Source organism: Salicibibacter halophilus (genome assembly GCF_006740705.1).
GTDB lineage: Bacteria > Bacillota > Bacilli > Bacillales > Marinococcaceae > Salicibibacter > Salicibibacter halophilus.
In genome coordinates this window covers 1590568-1613075 of record NZ_CP035485.1, presented here as the reverse complement: position 1 = coordinate 1613075, position 22508 = coordinate 1590568, and the positions used below count along the sequence as shown (strand labels likewise).

The following is a 22508-nucleotide window of genomic DNA, read 5'->3' as shown; positions in this document are numbered from 1 at the left end:
GAGGAAACCGCCATGCCAAAAATGAAAACTCACCGAGGAGCAGCCAAGCGCTTTAAACGTACCGGCAAAGGCAACCTGAAGCGCAACCGTGCTTTCACGAGTCACTTGTCCCGTAACCAGACGCAAAAACAAAAGCGGCATTTACGAAAAGCCACGGTAATGGATAAGAGTGACCAAAAACGTGTTGAGCCAATGCTCCCTTATAAAAAATAAAGATACAATCGAGAGTGAATAGGAGGGATCGACGATGCCTAGAGTTAAAGGCGGAACAGTCGCCCGTAGTCGTCGCAAAAAGGTATTAAAACTTGCAAAAGGATATTATGGATCGAAACATCGTTTATTTCGCACTGCCCAGCAACAAGTAAGAAAATCACTTCAATATGCTTATCGCGACCGTCGTCAGCGCAAGCGTGATTTTCGTAAACTATGGATCACACGTATCAATGCGGCAGCTCGTTTGAACGGACTTTCGTACAGCCGTCTCATGCACGGGTTGAAGCAAGCGGACATTAACGTTAACCGTAAAATGCTTGCCGACCTGGCTGTAAACGATAAAGATGCATTTGCAGACCTTGCTGAAAAAGCAAAAGCTGAATTGAAATAAGCAAGAGCATTAAAAGCGAATCCCATTACCCGGGGTTCGCTTTTTTTATTGTAAAATGCGCCAACCAGCAGCATTCAATTTTTAAGAAAATAAAGAAAAAATAATGACAGAAAAAAATTTACGAAAAACGGTTGCATAATTAGTGACTCTGTTATATATTAAAAACATAAGATATTAACTGTATTAAAACAGCGTTGAAAAGCCTTGAAATTAGGCTTCGCGCGTTTTATCAGAGAGGAGAATGGGTTATGGCACAACAATCATTCCAACAGCAGGTAGACGAATTAAACAGACAGTGGGAAACAGAAGAACGTTGGCAAGGGATAAAGCGCCCGTATTCGGCCGAAGATGTTGTACGGTTGCGCGGTTCTTTGCAAATTGAACATACGCTTGCTCGCAAAGGGGCGGAAAAGCTGTGGGATAGCTTGAAAAATGAAGATTATGTAAACTCTCTAGGCGCTCTTACCGGGAATCAGGCCGTGCAACAAGTGAAAGCCGGGTTGAATGCGATCTACTTAAGTGGATGGCAAGTGGCCGCAGATGCGAACGTTGCCGGTGAAATGTATCCGGATCAAAGCTTGTATCCGGCGAACTCCGTTCCGAACGTGGTTAAACGGATTAATAATGCATTAATGCGTGCGGATCAAATTCAGCACATGGAAGGCGAAGGGGACATCGATTATTTCGCCCCGATCGTTGCCGATGCCGAAGCAGGTTTTGGCGGGCAGCTGAACGTTTTTGAATTAATGAAAGCGATGATTGAAGCCGGCGCTTCCGGGGTGCACCTTGAAGACCAATTGGCCTCGGAAAAGAAATGCGGCCACCTTGGCGGAAAAGTGTTGCTTCCAACACAAAACGCCGTAAGAAATCTTGTATCCGCGCGTTTGGCTGCAGATGTTTCAGGTGTACCGACCGTCTTACTCGCACGTACAGACGCGGACGCGGCTGACTTGATCACCAGCGATGTCGATCCTGCCGATGCGGAATTTATTACCGGTGAACGGACGGATGAAGGCTTTTACCGCACGAGGGCTGGTATCGACCAGGCGATTGCACGCGGGTTGGCATATGCGCCTTACGCTGATTTAATCTGGTGTGAAACATCGACGCCGAACTTGGAAGAAGCGCAAAAGTTTGCAGACGCGATCCATGAGCAGTATCCGGATAAAATGCTTGCCTATAACTGCTCGCCATCCTTTAATTGGGAAGGAAACCTCGATAAAGATACGATTGAAACGTTCCAGCAAGAGATTGCCAAGATGGGATATAAATTTCAATTCGTTACCCTCGCTGGATTCCATGCCCTTAATCACAGCATGTTCCAACTTGCTCGAGGCTACAAAGAAAGAGGAATGGGGGCGTATTCCGAATTGCAACAGGCCGAGTTTGCCGCGGAAAAAGACGGATATACCGCAACCCGCCATCAACGGGAAGTCGGTACTGGATATTTCGACGAAGTTTCACAGACCATTTCAGGAGGAACCTCGTCAACAACCGCCCTTTCAGGCTCGACAGAAACCGCTCAATTCCAAAATTAACTATAAAAAAACAGCCGGTCCACGGGGCACCGGCTGTTTTTCTGTATTATAACAAAAAGTAAAAACGACTCCTGTGTGGAGTCGTTTTTACTTAGTCATTGTTTACGCGCATGCATTTTTCGCACTGTGTAAAATAGGCTTCCGGGACTTCGCTGATGGTTTCTCCGCAATCATGGCAAATGCGTGGTTCGTTTGATGGCGGGGGATAAACAAAGTTCGTTGTGCGCTCCATAATGTTTGTGCTTTTCATAAGGAAACCCTCCACTCTTGTTTGTTAAAATCATTGTATTATAACAGTTGTTAAAAATCAATACCTGTTGCACAAAAATATTGAAAAAATTTTTGGAGCTTCATTGTAAAATCAAATGCAACACTCTGAAACTAGGAAAGCCATGGTAAGACCGTGTATCATGAAAGTTACCAAAACCCATGATTACGGAGGTCTTACCGATGGCTCACACCGATTCTAGCACAGTGGAGCGTAAGAACAAACATCTCACCCAAACCGAGCGCGGCGAAATCCAGGGCCTACACAAACAAGGATTGGGTCCTCGTGCCATTGCAAGGGAACTTGGCCGTCCAGCGAGTACCATCAAGCGCGAGTTAGATCGTGGGAGCGTAGAGCAGCTCGGTTCCAACTTGAAGGTGACACGGAAATATTTCGCCGATACGAGTCAGTGTGTGTATGAAACGAACCGGCAGAACTGCGGACGTAAGCGCCGATGGTTGATGGAGGCAGCCAGCCCATTTTTGGGTTGGGCGGTAAAGAAAATGCTCCAAGAGAAATGGTCACCGGATGTGTGCGTGGGACGTGCAAGAGCGCAAGGAGACTGGGAGGTTCCGATCCCGTGTACGCGCACCCTTTACACCTACATCGACGATGGGCTCCTTGACGTGAAGAACATTGATCTGCACTTGAAAGTGCGCCGTTCCACGAAGAAGCGACGTTCTCGCCAGCACAAAAAAGTGTTGGGCCCGAGCATCGAAGAACGTGAGTCGGACGTGGACACCCGCGGAACCGTCGGGCATTGGGAGATCGACACGGTACGAGGCAAACGCACGAAAGGCCAGGCCCTCCTGACGCTTACGGAGCGAAGCACACGCAAGGAGATTGTGCGCCGGTTGTCGGAGCCGACAGCTGAAGCCGTCAACGCTGCCCTCACCGATCTTTTCAAAGGGTATGGGCATCAGGCCCCATCGATCTTTCAAACGATCACCGCAGACAACGGCGGAGAATTCAGCGACCTTCATGACTGGTGCCAGCATCAGAACGTCCGCGCTTATTTCGCCCATCCGTATGCTTCATTCGAACGAGGCACAAATGAACGACACAACGAGCTTCTGCGCCGCTTTATCCCGAAGGGCAAAGCCATCCAGGAGATTCCGGACGAAACCATCGAACGGGCCGAAGCGTGGACGAACGAGCTGCCGCGAAAGATTTTGGGCTATCAAACGCCCGACGAGGCCTTTGAGGCCGCGATCCAAGGGGCGGGCTAGCCCGCCCCTTGGAAGGAAAACCCTTTCCGCTGATACACGGAATCCCAAGTTGTCCCAAAGTGTTGCATTTATACTTGCATTTAAGGAAAAATTTTTGGAGTTAAAAAAAACCGCTGTTAAAACAACAACGGGCACCTCTAGCTAGGGAGCATCTTGAGACGATTGAAAAAATCGATTCGCTGTCTCCACGAAGGCGCGGGCGGCGTGTGACAAATACATATTTTTTTTCCAAAGCATTCCTAGCTCCAAATGGATGAGGTCAGATTCACGTAACGGAAGGCTGGACAACATGCCATTCGGCATTTCATTCGCAATTTGCCGTGGGAGCAGGGCGACACCCAGCCTGGCATTGACCATTTCCAGCATAAAATCTTTTTGGGTGCTTTCACAAACGACTTGCGGATAAAAGCCATTTTTAAGGCATGCATCAATGATGGAATCATGCAAGGAAAAATCGTTTTGATATAAGACGAGCGGCTCGTTTTCCAACTCGGCTATGGAGATTGTCTCCCGTTTACTGAATGGATGCTCCTGGTGCGCGACAAACACAAGTGGATCTTTGAACATTTTAACCACTTCAAAATTTTCTTTTTGATAAGGGATGTTGCAGATAAATCCGATATCCAGTGTTCCGTCATCGATGCCTTGTTTAATGCGTTTGCTGCCAACCTCCGTTAACCGCAAGTCAACGGCAGGGTGTTGTTCCTTGTATGCGCTAATGAGTTGCGCGATAAAAGAAGCGCCGATAATCGGAGGGATGCCTATTTTTATTTCCCCTTTTTTCAAATCCATCATATCCGAGAGCTCGGCGGTTAAATGATGAAAAGAGTCTAAAACATGCTTCGTATTGTTTAAAACTGCTTTGCCGGCATCCGTTAAATGCAATTGTTTGGAGGAACGGTGGAACAAGGGGACGTCGAGTTCGTCTTCCAAACGCTTGATAGCCTTGCTTAAAGAAGGTTGGGAGATGTGCAAATATGAGGCTGCTTTTGTGAAGCTTTGGCTTTTTGCAACTTCGGTGAAATATTGCAATTGCCGAATATCCATTCTGACCCCGCCTTTTTTCGATAACGTTGTGCTAATATAACTTATATGCATAATAACCATTCTAAATATTCATTTTAAATCATTCTACCTGTGTTATATAATAGAAGCAAGCATAAATCAATCATTTGGGAGGCGAAGGGTATGAGTGAAAAAATAGGAAATCTTACCGTCGAGGCGTCGCTCTATGAATTTATCAATCAGGAAGCGCTCGTCGATAGCGGTTTAACGGCGGAGCAATTTTGGGCAGATTTTGAACGGCTTATTCGGGACTTTTCCGGACGAAATAAAAAATTATTAAAAAAACGCGAGGAAATCCAGGAAAAGATCGATCAGTGGAATCGAGACAATCAGGACGATTATTTTCAAGAAGCATATGAAGCTTTCTTAAAGGAAATCGGGTATTTGGAAAAGGAAGTTGATGATTTCGAGATTACTACGGAAAATGTAGATCCGGAAATCACCGCGCAGCCGGGACCGCAACTCGTTGTACCGGTTAAAAACGGCCGCTATGCGTTGAACGCAGCCAACGCCCGCTGGGGAAGTTTATATGACGCGCTGTATGGCAGCGACATTATTCCTGAAAAAGATGGAGCCGAGCAGGGGACATCTTATAACCCGGTGCGTGGAGACAAAGTGGTGGCTTACGCAAAACGTTGGTTGGATGAAGCGATTCCGTTGACGGAAGGTTCCCATAAAGACGCCAAGCAGTACAAAGTTGAAAATGGCATTCTTTACGTAGATATCGGCGGAAAATCCGTTACGCTTCAAAATGCCAAACAGTTTTTAGGCACACAAGGAGAAAAAGGGGACAGTCCCGCCGCTATGTTGTTTAAAAATCATGGGTTGTATTTTGAAATCCAGATTGACGCTAATCATCCTATTGGGAAAACGGATGAAGCCCACGTAAAAGACGTGTATGTAGAGTCTGCGATCACGACGATCATTGATTGTGAAGATTCCGTTGCGGCGGTAGACGCTGAAGACAAAGTGGACGTTTACCGGAATTGGCTTGGGTTAATGAACGGCACATTAACAAAAACGTTCACCAAGGGAAATCAAACGATCACGCGAAAACTACATCCGGATCGCACGTATTCAAGTCCATTCGGCGAATCGTTCACGCTGCCCGGCCGTTCGCTCATGTTCAACCGTAACGTCGGCCATTTGATGACGAGTGACGCCATTTTGGATGAAAACGGACAGCCGGTGCCGGAAGGCATTTTGGATGCTGTCGTTACAAGTCTCGCGGCAAAACAAGATGTGCTCGGCAATGGAAATTTTCAGAACTCCGCCGAAGGTTCTATCTATATTGTGAAGCCGAAAATGCACGGTTCGGAAGAAGTCGCCTTTACAAATGACCTCTTCGACCGCGTCGAGGATATGCTCGGTTTGAAACGCCATACGATTAAAGTCGGGGTGATGGACGAGGAACGACGCACCTCGTTGAACCTTAAAAATTGTATTTACGAGGCGCGGGAACGTATTATTTTTATTAACACAGGTTTTCTCGACCGTACAGGGGATGAAATTCACACTTCGATGGAACTCGGGCCGATGATTCGAAAAAACGAGATGAAGGCTTCTACATGGTTACAAGCCTATGAAGATTCGAATGTCAATGTAGGGGTGAACAGTGGTTTCCGCGGGAAAGCCCAAATCGGCAAAGGGATGTGGGCCATGCCGAAACTCATGAAAGACATGATGGACAAGAAAGACGGCCAGCTAAAAGCAGGTGCGAATACAGCTTGGGTACCGTCTCCGACGGCGGCAACGCTTCATGCCCTTCACTATCATGATGTTGACGTGTTTAAAGTGCAACAAGCAATCACACAAGGCGAATATCGAGATGAGATGCTGGAGCTTCCGATTGACGCTACTCGACAGTGGAGCGAGAAGGAAATTCAGCAAGAGCTGGACAATAACGCACAGGGCATTCTCGGCTATGTCGTGCGCTGGATTGACCAAGGTGTCGGAAGTTCTTCCGTTCCGGATATTGACAACGTCGATCTCATGGAAGATCGGGCAACGTTAAGAATTTCCAGCCAGCATATGACGAACTGGCTCCATCACGGTATCTGCAGCGAAGAACAAGTGCTGGAGACACTCAAACGCATGGCTAAGGTTGTCGACGAACAAAACGCCGGGGACCCGAACTATACGCCGATGGCGCCGGATTACGATAACTCTGTTGCTTTCCAAGCAGGTTGCGACCTCGTATTCAAAGGGAAGGAACAACCGAATGGATATACAGAGCCAATCTTGCACCGCCGGCGGCAAGAAGCAAAAGCTAAGATGGTTGCACGATAAATAAAAAAGCAGCGCTCGTGATGGCATCACGAGCGCTGCTTTTCCGTTGCATCCAAATGACGTGCCTGATCCTGGGTTGCGTTTATTTTCTTTTTTTCATCAACTCATTAACCGGACTTTTCCAATCGATCGAAGCATGAGGGTAGTGGTCTTTGATTTCTTTTTCAATAAACATGAAGTCATCATATTCCAAGCCTTCCAGCTTATCTGTTCGTTTTGGGCGTACCGATATGCGAACGACTTCAAAAGAGCGGTCGGTGGATCCGACGTGTTTTTCTCCTTCAAACATCGCGCCTTTATACGTGAGGAATAAATTTTTACGCACATGTTCCCTATCATCATACAGAAAATATTGATTGTCGTTTTGCGCCTGCTCCAATTTTCGTAAAGGGCTGCGCAAATAGCGGACAATGGTATAAACAAGAATGATCAGAGCGGCCAGCACGAACAATTGAAGCAACAGGGTCATCATTTTATCCCCCTCATTTCAGGTTCCCCTGATATCGTGTACCCTTATTATAGATGTTTACCCGCTTTCACGACAATAGAAACAGAAGGTCTTTTGATTGTGGGAACGATGAATGGGGCGTATACTGCCAATAGATGTTCAGGATGGGAGAAGGAGGCCGTTAAGGTGACACAATTAGACGAAACACAAACAATGCTAAAAGAGTTAACAGACGCGAACGCTGTGCCGGGGAACGAACGGGAGTCCCGCGAAGTGATGGAGAAGCATATTGCTCCGTATGCGGATGAAGTCACCACCGACAATTTGGGAAGCTTAATTGCAAAAAAGACGGGGAAAGAAGGCGGACCGAAGGTAATGGTTGCCGGCCATCTTGATGAAGTCGGCTTCATGGTCACGCAAATTGACGATAACGGTTTTTTGAAGTTTCAAACCCTCGGTGGTTGGTGGGAGCAAGTGATGCTCGCGCAACGCGTCAATGTGCTCACAAAAAAAGGGACCATTGTCGGCGTGATCGGATCAAAGCCACCGCATGTGCTTCCTGCCGATCAACGCAAAAAAGTGGTTGATAAAAAAGAGATGTTTATTGATATCGGCGCCGCAAACAAAGAAGAAGCTGAAGAATTTGGCGTGCGGCCGGGCGATTCGGTGGTCCCTATTTGTGACTTTACCGTTATGAATAACGAGAAATTGATGATGGCAAAAGCATGGGATAACCGGATCGGGTGCGCGATTGCTATTGAAGTGTTGAAAAAACTGGAAGGGAAAACGCATCCGAACGTTGTCTACGGGGTCGGTACCGTCCAGGAAGAAGTTGGGTTGCGAGGGGCGCGAACATCAGCGCATGCCATTCAACCTGATATTGGTTTTGCCGTCGATGTCGGTATTGCCGGTGATACACCGGGCATTTCCAAGGATGAAGCACGGGCCGATATCGGACACGGGCCGCAAATCCTCGTTTATGACGCATCCCTGATTTCACACAAAGGCTTGCGTGACTTCGTCGTCGATACAGCTGAAGAAATTGACATCCCTTACCAATTTGACGCGATGGCTGCAGGCGGAACCGACGGAGGGGCGATCCATTTAACCGCGGACGGTGTCCCTGCCCTTTCCATCAGTGTAGCAACCCGTTATATTCATACGCATGCCGGAATTTTGCATCGGGATGATTTTGAGCATGCCGTTGATTTAATCGTGGCGGTCATTGAAAAACTCGATGACGACACGGTGAAACAAATTACATTCCAATGATAGGACAGAATGGTGAACGTCCCCGTAACGATTAGTTGCGGGGACGCTGTCTTCGGGTTGTTAGCGGACCCCGTTTGCAATCTGATTGATCACTTCCTGTCTTTCCTCTTGATCCACTTCATTCCAGTACACTTCAAACAATACGCCTAAGCCGGGCAACATTTTCTCTTCGCCGCTATTCATGGCATCGTTGATCGTGGCTTCGATTTGTGACGTATCACTTCCGGATACGTTATCCAATATAGCATTGCGCAAGTTAAAATCCATGGGATTCCCTCCTTATGTGAAAACGAGTCATTCGCTTTACTAGGATGAGAAATGCTATGCTCTCTTATACATACGTGTGAGCGAGGGATACGAATGATAACATCCGTAAACAATCCATTAATCAAAAAGATTAAGAAATATCGGCAAAAAAAATACCGTATGAAGGAACGCCGCTTTCTCGTTGAAGGGGTCCATTTAGTCGAAGAAGCGTTAGCGGCGAATGCTTATGTAGACATGCTTGTAACAAGCGAGGAGGCCCCATTGCTGTCGGTTGATATCGGAGATCATCGCGTCGTTGAAGTGAGCGGTTCCGTATTTGCGATGATTTCGGCCACCGAGTCCCCCCAGGGGTGGCTCGCGGTTTGCAAAATTCCCCCTGAAGATGAAGGGACGAACGGAAGTGTTTTGCTCCTTGATGGGATACGCGACCCGGGAAACCTTGGCACAATGATCCGCACCGCGGAAGCGGCAGGATTGGCCGGAATTTATGTAAGTGAAGACACCGTTGATCTGTACAACCCGAAAGTGATTCGCGCGACTCAAGGGCCATGTTTCATCTTCCGGTAATTACGTCAGATTTAAAAAATGTGGTTTCTGCTTTGAAGGCGGAAGGAATCATGATCTATGGTACCGACATGCATACGGGGCTTTCTTATCGAGACGCGAAGCCTCAGGGAGCACCGTATGCATTGCTCCTCGGAAATGAGGCGCAAGGAATATCTCCGGCTTTATTGAGCGTAGCAGACGAAAAAGTGTCCGTCCCCATTTTAGGGAAAGCTGAATCATTGAACGTAGCTGTGGCCGCGGGAATCATCATGTATGACTGGATTCGCTAAAGAAAGAGGGATACGATGATTTTTTCAGAAACTGCTTTGCAAAATGAACATGTGCTGATTACGGGAGCCACAGGCGGGATTGGCAAGGAAACAGCAAAGGTGGCTGTCTCCATGGGGGCTCTTGTTACCATTACCGCCCGGAACGAAGAAAAACTACATGATTTGCAAAAAGAACTGGAAGAAATAACGGACGCGAGTAATATTTATGTGCGTCCGGCTGATCTCAATTCCGAAGAAAGCCGTCGCGCGCTTGTGGAAGATGCACGGGGACGGTTTGGTTTGATCTCAGGATTGGTCAATTCGGCGGGCATAGCCGGCAATCAAAAGATAGAAGACATGGATGAAGGTTTTTTGCATGAGTTGATGGCGTTAAATTATTATTCGGCTGTAATGCTCAGCAAACACGCGTACAAGCAAATGATGGAAAAACAACAGGGAGCGATCGTGAACGTTTCATCCTTATCCGGCATGCGGGGAACTTTTGCGAATACTGCTTATGCCGGCAGCAAATTTGCTTTGATTGGTTTTACGCAATCGTTTGCCGTTGAAGCAATCGAACACGGGGTGCGAGTAAATGCGGTTTCCCCAGGGTTTGTGAACACAGAGATGGGTAAACAATCCATTGAACGAAAAGCGGAGCGAAATGATCGTTCATATTTAGAGCAGATGAGAGACGTACAAGCAGGTTTGCCTTCCGGCCGTATCACGGAACCGGAAGAAGTGGCGAATACCATAGCCTATCTCCTCACGGACGCTGCTGTAAACATCGTTGGAGAAAGCGTAAAAATCTCCGGCGGCAGTGTCATGCGGTAAAAGGCTAATTAAATGGAAAAATTTACCTATATGAGATCCGGTTCGGACAATGAATGAATCGGTCCCTTTAGAATTGTCCGAACCAGTGCATAGCTCGGACACTTTGGATTTGGAGCATGAAAACAATTGTCCGAACCATGGATTAGTTCGGACTGTTTATGGATCTAAGCCTATAAAAATGTCCGAATCTCCAAGCCTGAGATTGTCCCAAAAGAAAAATGGACGTTTTCGGCCGCAACGAAATGGGAAACGGAATTATAGCAGAAGATATTAAAGGAGGATTTTGATCATGGCGATGGCAGACATTTCCATTGTACCGATTGTGGAAGAGAAAAACAGTAGTCTAGGCGAAGAAGTCGCGGCTATCCATGAAGAATTGGATAAACACAAAGATAAAGTGAAATATGAATTAACTCCGATGAGTACCGTCATTGAAGGCGATATCGAGGATTTGTTCACCGTGATTCAAGCGCTTCACAATGTGCCGGTGCAGCGCGGATGGACAAGAATTTCTACCGATATTCGTATCGATGACCGAAGAGACGGGGAAGCACATACAATCGAAGAGAAAAAAGCACGCGTCAATCAATTTAAAAATTAAACCTTGTGGTGTGAAGGCGAACGGGGAGGATCCCGTTCGCCTTATTTAGAGGCTGCTGAACAACTTGATCGCAAGGGCGGGATGTCGCTTCCATGGCTTCGCTTTCCGCGGACGAACGGCCATGCCTCCTCGCGCAAGATCAGCGCTGCGGGGTCTTGGCTCGTCCGTTTTTCCGCTGGAGTCTTCGCCATTGCAGCGCCATCCCCCGCATGTTGACCATAAGGTGCAAAGGTTTAGCCATGAGCGGCCATTTTTCCTTGCATTTCTCTTTCTACACATCAGGGGAAACCCCCTGCAACAGAAAGAATTTTTTCATTTCAGCAAACCCTATTTAGTGTATGGCCGCTTCATGGCGCCCGAGAAGGCCGGCCTCGATCAAGTTCGGTCGCCATGTTCCCTGAGCTCGGGAATGCGATAGCACGCACCTCCTTCACACGCATACCCAGATATAAGTTGTAAATAATAATCGCATCTTATATTTATGAAGGAGCGCATTTGAATGGCAGATCAACATACCGAAGAAAAGTTTGCGGAAACGTCTTGGCAAGCATCGGCAGACATCCCGGACTTTGATCCGTTAAAAGATGATATTAACACAGATGTTGTTATTGTGGGCGGGGGGATTACAGGCATTACCGCCGCCTATCTCCTCGTCCGGGAAGGGTTTCAAGTTGCGTTGGTAGAAGCCGGAAAACTGCTCAATGGAACAACCGGGCATACCACCGCGAAAGTTACCGCTCAACACGGCATGATCTACGATGAATTTATCCAACATTTTGGACAGACAAATGCACGGTTGTACTATGAAGCGAGTCAGGAAGCAATGGCGTTTATTCGTGAAACGATTGACGAGCATGGGATCAACTGTGATTTTCGCACGCAAGACGCTTATCTTTACGCAACAACTCCGAAATATAAAAAGAAATTGGAAAAAGAAGCAGCGGCTTATGAAAAGCTAAATATCGACGGGGAGCTTCTTGAGGAACTTCCGATTGATATGAACGTCAAAAATGCGTTGGTGATGAAGGATCAGGCCCAATTCCATCCCCTCCATTATTTATCACCGCTTATAAAAACCATCGTTGACAAAGGCGGCCGGATTTTTGAAAACACAACGGCCGTCCATGTGGAACGGGGAGAGGAGCAATCCGTGATTACCCGCGGGGATGCCCGTGTCCAGGCAAAATATATTTTATCTTGTTCACATTTTCCATTTTATGAAGGAACTGGTTTTTATTTTACCAGAATGCACGCGGAGCGTTCCTATGTCGTTGCCATAAAACCAAAGACGGAGTACCAGGGCGGCATGTATTTAAGCGTGGATCATCCCACGCGATCGCTTCGTTCTGCCAACATTGACGGGGAAGAGTTGGTTTTGGTTGGCGGAGAAAGCCATAAGACGGGACAGGGAATAGACACACATGAACACTACAACGCTTTGCAAACGTTCGGAGATGATGTGCTAGGCATCGAAAAACAGGTCAACCGTTGGTCCACGCAAGATTTGACGACGCTGGACAAACTTCCTTATATCGGCCCTTTGACCTCGCAAACTTCCGAGCAAAACATTCTTGTTGCCACCGGTTACCGAAAGTGGGGGATGACTAATGGGACAGCTGCTGCGCTGTTGCTGAAAGATCTTGTGCTGGAAAAAGAGAACCGTTACGCGTCCCTTTTTACACCCTCCCGTTTTCATGCCGATCCCAGCCTGAAACATTTTTTGAAAGAAAATTTCGATGTGGCGAAGCATCTCGTCGAAGGCAAAGCAGAGTCATCCAACAAGGAAATGAAAGGCTTGGCAAAGGACGAAGGCGCTGTCGTGCGGGTTGACGGAAAACGAAAGGGTGCGTATAGAGATAAAGATGGTGAGCTTCACGTCGTTGACACCACTTGCACCCACGTTGGCTGCGAGGTGAATTGGAACGGTGCGGACCGCACTTGGGACTGTCCTTGCCACGGCTCAAGGTTTTCCTACTCCGGCGAAGTGATCGAGGGGCCGGCAGAAAAACCTTTGCAAAAAGAATATAAAATGATTGAAAGCATGATGAGCGAGCGGTCCGGTTATTGAGGTATGACTTGAAACAGATAAAAAAACGGATTATACTGGTTGTTAGACAAGAATATTGATCAAAAAACAAGGAAAGAGCGTAGTACTTGGAACACTGGCGGCCAGGAAGGGGGAGTCATGGATTGGAAGCTTCCCTGCGTTAAGAACCTTGGAATTCACTCTGGAGTTGGCACTGAAAAAGTACGGGGACGTCATCGTTCACCGATAGAAAAAAGTGTACCGGGCGCAAGCCGTTACTTGCAAGAGTGAGCGACAGTTGTTGTCGTTAACAAGGGTGGTACCGCGAAACCTTCGTCCCTTTTTTAGGGGGCGGAGGTTTTTTATGTGCACTTTAAGAATGAAAAAATAAACCGGCGGCCTCGCCGTGCGAAGGAGGATATACGAGATGATTGAACGATTAAAGACGCTTGAATCAGAAGCGCTCGAAGCCATACAGACAAGCGATGACAAGAAGGCACTCGAACAAGTGCGTATCCGTTATCTTGGAAAAAAAGGCGCCATTACAGAAGTGCTTCGCGGGATGGGGCAACTATCTGCCGAAGAAAGACCTGTCGTTGGCCAAAAGGCCAATGAGGTCCGCGAGCGTATACAAGAGGAACTGGCCAAGAAAGCAGAGGTTTTTGAGCAAGCCGAATTGGAACAAAGGCTTGCAAACGAAGAAATCGATGTGACCTTGCCGGGACGGCCGATGAATCAGGGGTCCACCCATCCGCTTACCGCCGTTGTGGAAGAGATCGAGGATATTTTTATCGGCTTGGGGTTTGAAGTGACGGAAGGGCCTGAAGTTGAAACGGATTATTATAACTTCGAAATGATCAATTTACCTCCGAATCATCCAGCCCGTGATATGCAAGATTCTTTTTACATTAGTGATGACACCCTTTTGCGAACGCAAACGTCACCGGTGCAGGCACGGACATTGCAAAAGCATGAGGGGGAAGGGCCGGTAAGGATTATTTGTCCGGGAAAAGTCTATCGCCGCGACGAAGATGACGCCACCCACTCCCATCAATTTATGCAAATTGAAGGGCTGTACGTCGATGAAAATGTGCGAATGAGTGACTTGAAAGGGATATTTGATACGTTTGTGAAACAATATTTTGGCCGGGACCGAGAAATTCGGTTGCGCCCCAGCTTCTTTCCATTTACTGAACCTTCAGCTGAGATCGATGTCACTTGCGGCATTTGTGCCGGTGAAGGTTGCAGAATATGCAAGCAAAGCGGCTGGATTGAAGTGTTAGGTTCGGGGATGGTTCACCCGCGTGTTTTGGAATTAAATGGTTTTGATCCCGATGTCTATAGTGGATTCGCGTTTGGCATGGGCGTGGAACGTTTTGCCATGCTGAAATACGGCATTGACGATATCCGTCATTTTTACACGAATGACACGCGCTTTTTATCACAGTTCCAACATTTATAAGCCATCACAAAAAGAAGGAAGGTGAAGCGACGATGCTCGTTTCCTATCAATGGTTAACGGATTATATTGATTTATCGGATGTTACCCCGGAGGAGGTCGCTGAAAAACTCACCCGCGGAGGGGTAGAAGTTGATCGACTTCATCGCTATCATAACGGAACCGATGGTGTCATCGTCGGGGAGGTGCAGGAGACAACTCCTCACCCGGAAGCAGAAAAATTAACGGTTTGCCAAGTGGATGTTGGGGAGCAGACGCAGCAAATCATCTGTGGCGCAAGTAATGTGCAAAAAGGACAAAAAGTTGCCGTAGCAATGCCGGGGACGATTTTGCCTGGAAATAAAAAAATAGAAGAAACGACCATTCGCGGTGAACCATCCGCGGGCATGATTTGCGCATTGGATGAACTGGGGTTCAATGAACAGTTGCTGGCAAAAACGGAGCAAGATCAAATTGTGGAATTGCCGGAAAAAGCAGCATCCGGGGATGACGCACTTGAGATACTGGGGTTGAACGATGTGATCATGGAACTTGATTTGACCCCGAACCGGCCGGACTGTTTAAGCATGCTCGGGGTCGCTTACGAATTGTCCGCGTTGTTGGATCGCCCGATTCACCATCCCGAGTACACACATGGAGTGATTCGTAAAAATGCCGCCGATCGTATCGCCGTTGAAGTCACCAATGGCGAAGACGTTCCTTATTACGGGGCGAAAGTGATCGATAAAGTAACGGTGGCTCCATCGCCGCTATGGCTGCAGACACGTTTAATGGCTGCCGGCATTCGTCCGATCAACAATATTGTGGATATTACAAACTACGTCTTGTTGGAGTATGGGCAACCCCTCCATGCTTTTGACTATGACCGGTTTGGTTCCGAGGAAATCGTGACGAGACGAGCGGAACAAGAGGAAAAAATCGAGACGTTGGATGGACAGGATCGAACTCTCTCCGGCGGGGAAGTGTTGATCACGAATGGCAATGCTCCGATGGCAATCGCTGGCGTGATGGGCGGTGCCTCAGCAGAAGTGCAGACGGACACCACCAGCGTTTTGTTGGAATCCGCACAATTTGATGCGTTGCAAGTCAGAAAAACATCGGGAAAGTTAGGATTGCGCAGTGAATCAAGCCAGCGATTCGAAAAAGGGCTTGATTTCGAGCGCACTGCCGAAGCTGCGGAAAGGGCAGCCACATTAATAGAACAAATTACCGGCGGCCTTGTGCTGAAAGGTACAGTTGAATCGGGGGAACTGCCGCCTGTTGTACAAGAAGTTCACTTGAATTTAGGGCGGGTAAACATGCGGCTTGGCACGGAACTTGGCGCGGAGGAAGTCGAGACGTTGTTGCATCGGCTCGGTTTGGAAGTGACGGATATCGGAAATAAATGGCAGGTCCGTATCCCTTCAAGACGCCTCGACCTTTCGATTGAAGAAGATTTAATGGAAGAAATCGCGCGTTTGTATGGGTATGATCGTATCCCGACTACATTGCCGGTTGGTGCGCGCTCAGCCGGGGCTTTGACAGACGAGCAAAAACGCCGTCGCAGATTGCGCCGGTTTCTGGAAAGCACGGGCATGCAAGAAGCAATCACTTATTCTCTCACAAGTGTACAAAAGGCAAATAAATTTTTACTGCCCCAAAGTAACCACAAGATGCGTGTGCTGATGCCTATGAGTGAAGAGCGTGAAGTTTTGCGAAGAAGCCTGATCCCTCATCTTTTGGAGGGCGGTGTTTATAACGCGAACCGCCAGCTTGATGATTTCTTTTTGTTTGAGATAGGTACAGTTTTTGAAGCCCAAGCGGATGAAAATAAGCAACCGGCGGAGCATGAACATGTAGCTGGCGTTTTAAGCGGCCAGTGGTACAATCATGCTTGGAACGGGGAAGAAATCGAGGTTGATTTCTATGTCGTAAAAGGAATGGTTGAAGGCATGTTAAAGCAAGCGGGAAAAGAAAAGAACGTATCATTTCGCGCCCGCAAACGGGAAGGGATGCATCCGGGACGATCCGCTGAGGTGCTTATTGATGGCGAAACCGTTGGTTTCCTTGGGCAGCTTCATCCGCTCGAACAAGAGGCGTATGGATTGTCGGCCACTTATCTGTTTGAATTAAATGCAAAAGTGATATTTGCCGCGGATAACGAGGAGTTCCGCTACCAACCGTTGCCTCGCTTTCCTGCCATAAGAAGAGATTTGGCCGTTGTTGCCGATGCGAATATTGCCGCGGCTGAAGTGGAAGCGGTCATCGCGGAGGCTTCGGGAGAATGGTTGGAAGATATTCATCTGTTTGATGTCTATCAAGGGGACAACATCGAAGCAGGCAAAAAATCGCTCGCGTATTCGCTGCTTTATCTAAACCGCGAACGCACACTGAAAGATGAAGAGATCGCGGAGATTCACGATGAAATTGTAGCTTCCCTGCGCTCGCGCCTAGGCGCATCCTTGCGCGAGTAGGAAAAAGCACCCCTGGCGGGTGCTTTTTTTACGTACAAGACGTTCCGTGCTGTCACGCTTCGGGGGTTCCCCTACCTCTTCGTGAGATTGAAGAACGGTTGGAAATTGATCTAAGTCCGTTATTTTTCATTGGCTCCGGAATCTGTTATGATGAGAGATATCATAGGGTTAGTATGTTCGTTTTTCATTGATTTTGATTTTCAATGAGCCAATGTGCAGGGAAGCGCGGCTTCGGGCACTCTGCTTTTAACCTCGAAGCACCTGCTTCTTAAGACTTTTTCTGGATCTTTTTTACAGACTTTTGAACAACTTCTGATAGAAATTATAACACGTACGCGGTGTAAAGGGAGGCGCTCGCAGGTGGCTGGTCAGCAAGCAAACAATCAGGATAAAAGACGAACAACGGTCACGATCTATGGGGATCAATATACGGTTATCAGTGATGAATCAAAGAATCATGTCAATGATGTTTCCAAGCATGTGGATGCTAAAATGAGAGAAATGAAAAGGGTGAACCCTTACCTTGATACGAGGCGCCTCGCTGTCCTTACAGCGATCAATATTGCGGATGAGTATTTGAAAATGCAAAAGGATCAAGGATACATTTCGGAAGAAGAGGACTAAATACGCATGTTAAGTCTGTTTATACTGTTGATATTGCTCGCGAAATTCTTTGTAGGGCTGCGCCGGGGATTTGTCTTGCAATTTTTTCACCTTATCAGTTTTTTCGGGTCATTGATTGTTGCCTTTTTATTTTTTGGCCCATTCGCCGATTATTTACGGCTATGGCTGCCGTACCCCCAATTTTTGGACGGGGGCAATGGAGGCATGATGATCCCCGAATTTAGTTTGGAAAGCGTGTATTATAACGGGATTGCCTTCGCCATCCTTTTTTTTGCCACGCGCATTTTGTTGCGTATGATTGCTTCCTTGTTGGACTTCGTTCGCTACCTGCCTATTGTGCGCACCTTGAATAATCTGCTCGGAGCTGTTTTAGGCTTCATTGAAGGGTATCTCATCGTTTTTGTCTTATTGCTTGTGGCCGCATTAATCCCTGTTGAAGCTGTTCAGGATACGATTGCGGGTTCTGCGGTCGCCAGACTGATCATTGAACAAACGCCGTTTTTATCCCAATGGTTGCCGGATGTATGGACGTAAGGAGGCAGAAGTTTGGACAAAAAAGAAGTGATGCAAACGCTGGAAACGATTGCGATCTATCAAGAAATCTCCGGAGAAAATCCGTTTAAGATTGCCGCTTACCGAAAAGCGGCGCAAGCGTTGGAGCGTGAAGCGCGCACCCTTGAAGAGATCGGCAGCCCCGAAATGTTGAATGGCATTGGAAAAGGAACGGCCGCTGTCATTGAATCGCTTAGAGATACCGGAACAGCCGAAGTGCTGGATGAGTTGAAAGCTAAAGTGCCCGCGGGCTTGCCTGTTCTTTTGCAATTACCTGGGTTGGGCGGAAAAAAAGTCGGTAAGCTATACCAAGAACTTGGCATCACGGATGTTGCCTCGTTAAAACAAGCCTGTGAACAAAAACAGGTACAAACGCTGCCTGGTTTCGGGGCAAAAACGGAGGAAAAAATCCTTGAAGCATTAAACGCAACTAATGAGCGCCCTGAACGCTTGCCGGTTGCTTTTATGTTGCAGGTTGCCGAAGAAATGGAAGCAGCGTTGGGGCAATTTCATGCCATCAACCGTTTTGCCCGGGCAGGAAGTTTACGGCGCTTAAAAGAGACGGTGCGCGACCTGGATTACGTCATTTCCAGCGATGAACCCGAACGCGTGCGAGAACAGCTGAAAGGTTTATCCGACATTGCCGAGGTTGTCGCCGATGGAGAAAAGAAAGTGTCGTTGCAATTGGACAAAGGCTACCTTGTCAACGTCGATGTTAGAATCGTGAGCGACGATGCATTCGCGAGCGCTCTTCATCATTTTACCGGCTCCAAGGGCCACCACCTGCTTATGCGAAGAATTGCGAAGGGGCAAAAAGAGAAGATTAACGAATATGGCGTTGAAGATAGCGAAACAGGCAAAATCACCACTTTTCAAAACGAAAAGGAATTTTTTGCCCATTTCGGTTTGGAAGACATTCCGCCGGAGGCAAGGGAAGGGACGATCGAAACAGATTGGTTTCAATCAACCCGGGAAAATATAGATTTGATGCAGGTGAAAGGGGATCTCCACATGCACACCGTGTGGAGTGATGGTGCGAATTCTATCGAGGAAATGGCCAAAGCAGCCATTGAGCGCGGGTACACGTATATGGCCATCACCGACCATTCCCGTTTTTTGCAAGTGGCCAACGGATTAAGCGAGGCGCGTGTCCTCCGGCAGCAAGACGAAATCCGCGCTGCCAATGAAAAATTCGATGATATCCGGATCTTTTCGGGCATCGAAATGGATATCCGTCCGGACGGCACGCTCGACTACTCGGATGAAACGCTCCGGCAATTGGATTTTGTTATCGCATCGATTCATTCCGCGTTCTCTCAATCGGAAGCAACCATCCACGCTCGTTTAAATGCAGCGCTGGATCACCCGTGTGTTGATCTCATTGCCCATCCGACAGGGCGCCTCATCGGCAAACGGCAAGGGTATTCGGTAGACTTGGACTGGCTTTTCAAACGGGCGGCTGAAACAGGAACCGCGTTGGAACTGAATGCAAATCCCAATCGCCTGGATTTGTCAGCAGACGCGCTCAAACGCGCGGTGGCCCAAGGAGTGACCGTAGCCATCAACACCGATGCGCACCGCGCGGAAGGATTGAGCCAAATGGCGTTTGGCATCGGGACGGCTAAGAAGGCTTTTCTCCTTGCAAACCAAGTGATGAACACCTGGCCGCTGGAAAAACTGGAAAGCCATTTAAAAAACAAACGAATGTTGACGGAAAAATGAGGTGCAATTATGCAGGAGGATATGCTACGAACGTTAGAATATCAAAAAATGAAAAATCAACTAATGGAACACGTAGCATCTGACTTAGGCAAAGACAAAATCCATCACCTTTTCCCCCATAGGGAGCTGAAGGCTGTGCAACTCGCCCAGGAGGAAACCGGGGATGGGGAGCAAGTCCTTCGTTTTCGTGGACATGTCCCTCTTGGAGGCGTCCATGACATCCGGGCGGAACTTAAACGAGCCCAATTAGGGAGTGTGCTCGACCCCCAAGATTTTACGGACATTAATGATACCATCCGTGCCGGGAACCAATTGAAGGCCTTTATCGATCAATTACTCGAAGAGGAAGAAGAGATTTCCATCCCTCATTTGCACGCGTATGTTTCAGACCTTTTTCCCTTGAAAAACCTGGAAGCGAGCATCCGAAGAAAGATTAGTGAAGATGGCTATGTGCTGGATAGCGCGAGTGATGCATTGAGAACAACAAGACAGCAAATCCGCACGTTTGAATCAACGGTCCGTTCGAAACTTGAACAGATTCTGCGTTCGAAAGATGCAGAGACCAAGCTCTCCGACCGTGTCGTTACAATACGGAACGAGCGCTATGTAATTCCCGTCAAACAAGCCTATCGAAATGCCTTTGGCGGTATTGTGCACGACCAATCTTCCTCCGGGCAAACGCTGTTTATTGAACCGCAATCTGTTGTGACGGCAAATAATCAACTCCGTGAGGCAAAGGTAAAAGAGAAACAGGAAATTGAGCGGATTTTGCGCGTGTTGACGGAAGAGGTGGCAGCAGAAGGGGAGCAATTATCAAGCAATACAGAGATTCTTGCCCAGCTTGATTTTATCTCCGCCAAAGCCTTGTATGCACAGAGGTTGAGAGGGGTTCAACCGCGGCTAAATGACCGCCGCTACGTTTATTTCCCGCGAGCCCGGCATCCATTATTGGGGGAAGATGATGTCGTTCCCATCGATTTGGAGATCGGGGGCGACTATCATTCACTCGTGATTACCGGCCCCAACACCGGCGGTAAAACAGTCGCTTTAAAAACCGTTGGACTCTTTACGCTAATGGCCCAATCCGGTTTATTTTTGCCAACTGCGGAAAAAGCGGAAGCGACGGTTTTCACAAATGTTTTTGCCGACATCGGCGATGAGCAATCCATTGAGCAAAGCTTGAGCACGTTTTCGTCTCATATGACGAATATCGTTTCCATTCTGCGAGAGGTCGATGATCAAAGCCTCGTCTTATTCGATGAATTGGGGGCAGGAACCGATCCTGCTGAAGGGGCGGCACTTGCCGTTTCCATTTTGGATGAAGCCCATGCCCGCGATGCACGCACGGTAGCCACCACGCACTACACGGAATTGAAAGGCTATGCCTATAACCGAAATGGCGTGATGAATGCCAGCGTTGAATTTGATGTCGACACGTTAAGCCCGACGTATCGGCTGCTTACAGGAGTGCCGGGGCGCAGCAATGCTTTTGCAATCTCCCGGCGGCTCGGCCTTCCGGAAAATATCATAGCAGCGGCCGAAAGTGAAATGGCGGCGGATACGAAGCAGGCGGAACAAATGATTACGTCGCTCGAAGCCCGCTACCAAGAAGCAGAACGAGCGCAAGAAGAGGCGGATGAAACGCGGAAACAGGCAGAGAAACTGCACCGCGAGCTGGACCGTGCATTTACAGAGATGCAAAAGCAAAAACAGGCGATCTACGAGGACGCAGAGGCAAAGGCACAAGCGGAAGTGGAAAAGGCAAAACAAGAAGCGGAAACAATTGTTGCCGATTTGCGCCGCCTCCAGCAAGAAGGCCATGCGGTGAAGGAGCATGAGCTCATTGAGGCACGGAAGGGACTTGAAGATGCGCCCCCCCAATTAACGAAAAAGCAGCAACAAGTGAAGAGAAAAGCCGAAAAAGCGGCCAGCTATGAGCCGGGCGAAGAAGTCTTCGTGCCCCGCTTTAATCAAAGCGGATACGTAGTGGAAACTTCCGGAAAAGACGAATACAGCGTCCAACTCGGTATTATGAAAATGACATTAAAGGCAGATGATCTAGAAAAAACCTCACAGCCAAAGCCTGAAAAAGCCGGGAAAAGCGTCACACGTGTCTCCGGACGTTCGTCTCATGTAAAACCGGAATTGGATTTGCGCGGGGAACGTTATGAGAATGCCATGGCAGAAGTGGAAAAATATCTCGATGATGCTGTCCTCGCCGGCTATGGGCGCGTTCATATCGTTCATGGCAAAGGAACGGGCGCTTTGCGCAAAGGTGTGAAAGAACTGCTGGCAAAACACCCAGGTGTAAAAAATACAAGAGACGGCGGAATGAACGAAGGCGGGATCGGCAACACAGTGGTAGAATTAAAATAATGAAGGGAGCGAACGCTCTGCTCTCTTCTTTTTTTGGGGGGCATTTGCATGGAAACGCTGGGGAAA

The 22508-nt window shown here is 48.0% G+C and carries 20 protein-coding genes and 1 pseudogene; 16 read left to right on the top strand and 5 right to left on the bottom strand.

What is annotated here, in order from left to right; genetic code table 11:
* Positions 1-12: 12 nt before the first annotated feature.
* From rpmI to aceA, 3 genes are all read left to right on the top strand, one after another.
* Positions 13-213 (top strand): 50S ribosomal protein L35, encoded by a 201-nt coding sequence (rpmI, locus tag EPH95_RS07830; RefSeq protein ID WP_142088867.1) that lies wholly within the window; start codon positions 13-15, stop codon positions 211-213.
* Between the two features lie 34 nt (positions 214-247).
* The gene (rplT, locus tag EPH95_RS07825; RefSeq protein WP_142088865.1) at positions 248-604 is read left to right on the top strand and encodes a 50S ribosomal protein L20; all 357 of its coding nucleotides are present in this window, start codon (positions 248-250) and stop codon (positions 602-604) included.
* 248 nt (positions 605-852) lie between these two features.
* Entirely contained in the window at positions 853-2142 is a 1290-nt protein-coding gene (aceA, locus tag EPH95_RS07820; RefSeq protein ID WP_142088863.1) for an isocitrate lyase, read from the top strand.
* 91 nt (positions 2143-2233) lie between these two features.
* Here aceA and yhfH read toward each other — a convergent pair whose 3' ends face one another.
* Entirely contained in the window at positions 2234-2392 is a 159-nt protein-coding gene (gene yhfH / locus EPH95_RS07815) for a protein YhfH (protein WP_227004093.1), read from the bottom strand.
* 200 nt (positions 2393-2592) lie between these two features.
* Between yhfH and EPH95_RS07810 the strand changes: the two genes are divergently transcribed.
* Positions 2593-3639 carry an IS30 family transposase gene (locus EPH95_RS07810; RefSeq protein ID WP_142088861.1) on the top strand — a complete coding sequence of 349 codons (1047 nt, stop codon included), beginning with the start codon at positions 2593-2595 and terminating at the stop codon, positions 3637-3639.
* A 141-nt stretch (positions 3640-3780) separates the two neighbouring features.
* Here EPH95_RS07810 and EPH95_RS07805 read toward each other — a convergent pair whose 3' ends face one another.
* On the bottom strand, positions 3781-4686 hold the full coding sequence (locus EPH95_RS07805; RefSeq protein WP_142088859.1) for a LysR family transcriptional regulator: 906 nt from the start codon (positions 4684-4686) through the stop codon (positions 3781-3783).
* Positions 4687-4827: 141 nt separating this feature from the next.
* On the opposite strand from EPH95_RS07805, the gene EPH95_RS07800 reads away from it, so the two are divergent.
* Positions 4828-6993 (top strand): malate synthase G, encoded by a 2166-nt coding sequence (locus tag EPH95_RS07800; protein WP_142088857.1) that lies wholly within the window; start codon positions 4828-4830, stop codon positions 6991-6993.
* A gap of 82 nt (positions 6994-7075) precedes the next feature.
* Here the strand turns inward: EPH95_RS07800 and EPH95_RS07795 are convergent, their stop codons facing one another.
* Entirely contained in the window at positions 7076-7465 is a 390-nt protein-coding gene (locus EPH95_RS07795; protein ID WP_319592829.1) for a sigma-w pathway protein ysdB, read from the bottom strand.
* A gap of 162 nt (positions 7466-7627) precedes the next feature.
* Here EPH95_RS07795 and EPH95_RS07790 point away from each other — a divergent pair, with 162 nt between their 5' ends.
* Positions 7628-8713, top strand: coding sequence for a M42 family metallopeptidase (locus EPH95_RS07790; RefSeq protein WP_142088855.1), 1086 nt, complete (start codon positions 7628-7630; stop codon positions 8711-8713).
* A 60-nt stretch (positions 8714-8773) separates the two neighbouring features.
* Here EPH95_RS07790 and sspI read toward each other — a convergent pair whose 3' ends face one another.
* Positions 8774-8980, bottom strand: coding sequence for a small acid-soluble spore protein SspI (sspI, locus tag EPH95_RS07785; RefSeq protein WP_142088853.1), 207 nt, complete (start codon positions 8978-8980; stop codon positions 8774-8776).
* 51 nt (positions 8981-9031) lie between these two features.
* Here sspI and EPH95_RS19795 point away from each other — a divergent pair.
* From EPH95_RS19795 to EPH95_RS07765, 3 genes and pseudogenes are all read left to right on the top strand, one after another.
* A pseudogene (locus EPH95_RS19795) lies at positions 9032-9816 on the top strand (TrmH family RNA methyltransferase).
* A gap of 15 nt (positions 9817-9831) precedes the next feature.
* The gene (locus EPH95_RS07770) at positions 9832-10629 is read left to right on the top strand and encodes an SDR family NAD(P)-dependent oxidoreductase (protein WP_142088847.1); all 798 of its coding nucleotides are present in this window, start codon (positions 9832-9834) and stop codon (positions 10627-10629) included.
* Positions 10630-10918: 289 nt separating this feature from the next.
* Complete coding sequence (locus EPH95_RS07765; RefSeq protein WP_142088845.1) at positions 10919-11230, top strand: MTH1187 family thiamine-binding protein; 312 nt, start codon at positions 10919-10921, stop codon at positions 11228-11230.
* Positions 11231-11271: 41 nt separating this feature from the next.
* Here the strand turns inward: EPH95_RS07765 and EPH95_RS18775 are convergent, their stop codons facing one another.
* Positions 11272-11421, bottom strand: a complete 150-nt coding sequence (locus EPH95_RS18775; protein WP_160141683.1) for a hypothetical protein — start codon at positions 11419-11421, stop codon at positions 11272-11274.
* Positions 11422-11729: 308 nt separating this feature from the next.
* On the opposite strand from EPH95_RS18775, the gene EPH95_RS07760 reads away from it, so the two are divergent.
* The 7 genes from EPH95_RS07760 to EPH95_RS07730 all read left to right on the top strand — a co-directional run bounded on the left by EPH95_RS07760 (position 11730) and on the right by EPH95_RS07730 (position 22442).
* Positions 11730-13298, top strand: coding sequence for an FAD-dependent oxidoreductase (locus EPH95_RS07760; RefSeq protein WP_142088843.1), 1569 nt, complete (start codon positions 11730-11732; stop codon positions 13296-13298).
* Positions 13299-13683: 385 nt separating this feature from the next.
* The gene (gene pheS, locus EPH95_RS07755; RefSeq protein WP_142088841.1) at positions 13684-14718 is read left to right on the top strand and encodes a phenylalanine--tRNA ligase subunit alpha; all 1035 of its coding nucleotides are present in this window, start codon (positions 13684-13686) and stop codon (positions 14716-14718) included.
* 32 nt (positions 14719-14750) lie between these two features.
* Entirely contained in the window at positions 14751-17168 is a 2418-nt protein-coding gene (gene pheT, locus EPH95_RS07750; RefSeq protein WP_142088839.1) for a phenylalanine--tRNA ligase subunit beta, read from the top strand.
* Between the two features lie 360 nt (positions 17169-17528).
* Entirely contained in the window at positions 17529-17792 is a 264-nt protein-coding gene (gene zapA, locus EPH95_RS07745; protein WP_142088837.1) for a cell division protein ZapA, read from the top strand.
* Positions 17793-17798: 6 nt separating this feature from the next.
* Positions 17799-18326 carry a CvpA family protein gene (locus tag EPH95_RS07740; RefSeq protein WP_142088835.1) on the top strand — a complete coding sequence of 176 codons (528 nt, stop codon included), beginning with the start codon at positions 17799-17801 and terminating at the stop codon, positions 18324-18326.
* A gap of 12 nt (positions 18327-18338) precedes the next feature.
* Positions 18339-20066, top strand: coding sequence for a DNA polymerase/3'-5' exonuclease PolX (gene polX / locus EPH95_RS07735; protein ID WP_142088833.1), 1728 nt, complete (start codon positions 18339-18341; stop codon positions 20064-20066).
* A 9-nt stretch (positions 20067-20075) separates the two neighbouring features.
* Positions 20076-22442 (top strand): endonuclease MutS2, encoded by a 2367-nt coding sequence (locus tag EPH95_RS07730; protein ID WP_142088830.1) that lies wholly within the window; start codon positions 20076-20078, stop codon positions 22440-22442.
* The last annotated feature ends 66 nt before the right edge of the window (positions 22443-22508 follow it).

Coding starts and splice junctions, on each gene's coding strand:
- pheT (WP_142088839.1), top strand. CDS start 14,751: ATGCTCGTTTCCTATCAATGGTTAACGGATTATATTGATTTATCGGAT.
- sspI (WP_142088853.1), bottom strand. CDS start 8,980: ATGGATTTTAACTTGCGCAATGCTATATTGGATAACGTATCCGGAAGT.
- EPH95_RS07740 (WP_142088835.1), top strand. CDS start 17,799: ATGTTAAGTCTGTTTATACTGTTGATATTGCTCGCGAAATTCTTTGTA.
- yhfH (WP_227004093.1), bottom strand. CDS start 2,392: ATGAAAAGCACAAACATTATGGAGCGCACAACGAACTTTGTTTATCCC.
- EPH95_RS07760 (WP_142088843.1), top strand. CDS start 11,730: ATGGCAGATCAACATACCGAAGAAAAGTTTGCGGAAACGTCTTGGCAA.
- EPH95_RS07765 (WP_142088845.1), top strand. CDS start 10,919: ATGGCGATGGCAGACATTTCCATTGTACCGATTGTGGAAGAGAAAAAC.
- EPH95_RS07795 (WP_319592829.1), bottom strand. CDS start 7,465: ATGATGACCCTGTTGCTTCAATTGTTCGTGCTGGCCGCTCTGATCATT.
- rpmI (WP_142088867.1), top strand. CDS start 13: ATGCCAAAAATGAAAACTCACCGAGGAGCAGCCAAGCGCTTTAAACGT.
- EPH95_RS07770 (WP_142088847.1), top strand. CDS start 9,832: ATGATTTTTTCAGAAACTGCTTTGCAAAATGAACATGTGCTGATTACG.
- aceA (WP_142088863.1), top strand. CDS start 853: ATGGCACAACAATCATTCCAACAGCAGGTAGACGAATTAAACAGACAG.
- EPH95_RS07810 (WP_142088861.1), top strand. CDS start 2,593: ATGGCTCACACCGATTCTAGCACAGTGGAGCGTAAGAACAAACATCTC.
- EPH95_RS07805 (WP_142088859.1), bottom strand. CDS start 4,686: ATGGATATTCGGCAATTGCAATATTTCACCGAAGTTGCAAAAAGCCAA.
- pheS (WP_142088841.1), top strand. CDS start 13,684: ATGATTGAACGATTAAAGACGCTTGAATCAGAAGCGCTCGAAGCCATA.
- rplT (WP_142088865.1), top strand. CDS start 248: ATGCCTAGAGTTAAAGGCGGAACAGTCGCCCGTAGTCGTCGCAAAAAG.
- EPH95_RS18775 (WP_160141683.1), bottom strand. CDS start 11,421: ATGGCGAAGACTCCAGCGGAAAAACGGACGAGCCAAGACCCCGCAGCG.
- EPH95_RS07800 (WP_142088857.1), top strand. CDS start 4,828: ATGAGTGAAAAAATAGGAAATCTTACCGTCGAGGCGTCGCTCTATGAA.
- EPH95_RS07730 (WP_142088830.1), top strand. CDS start 20,076: ATGCAGGAGGATATGCTACGAACGTTAGAATATCAAAAAATGAAAAAT.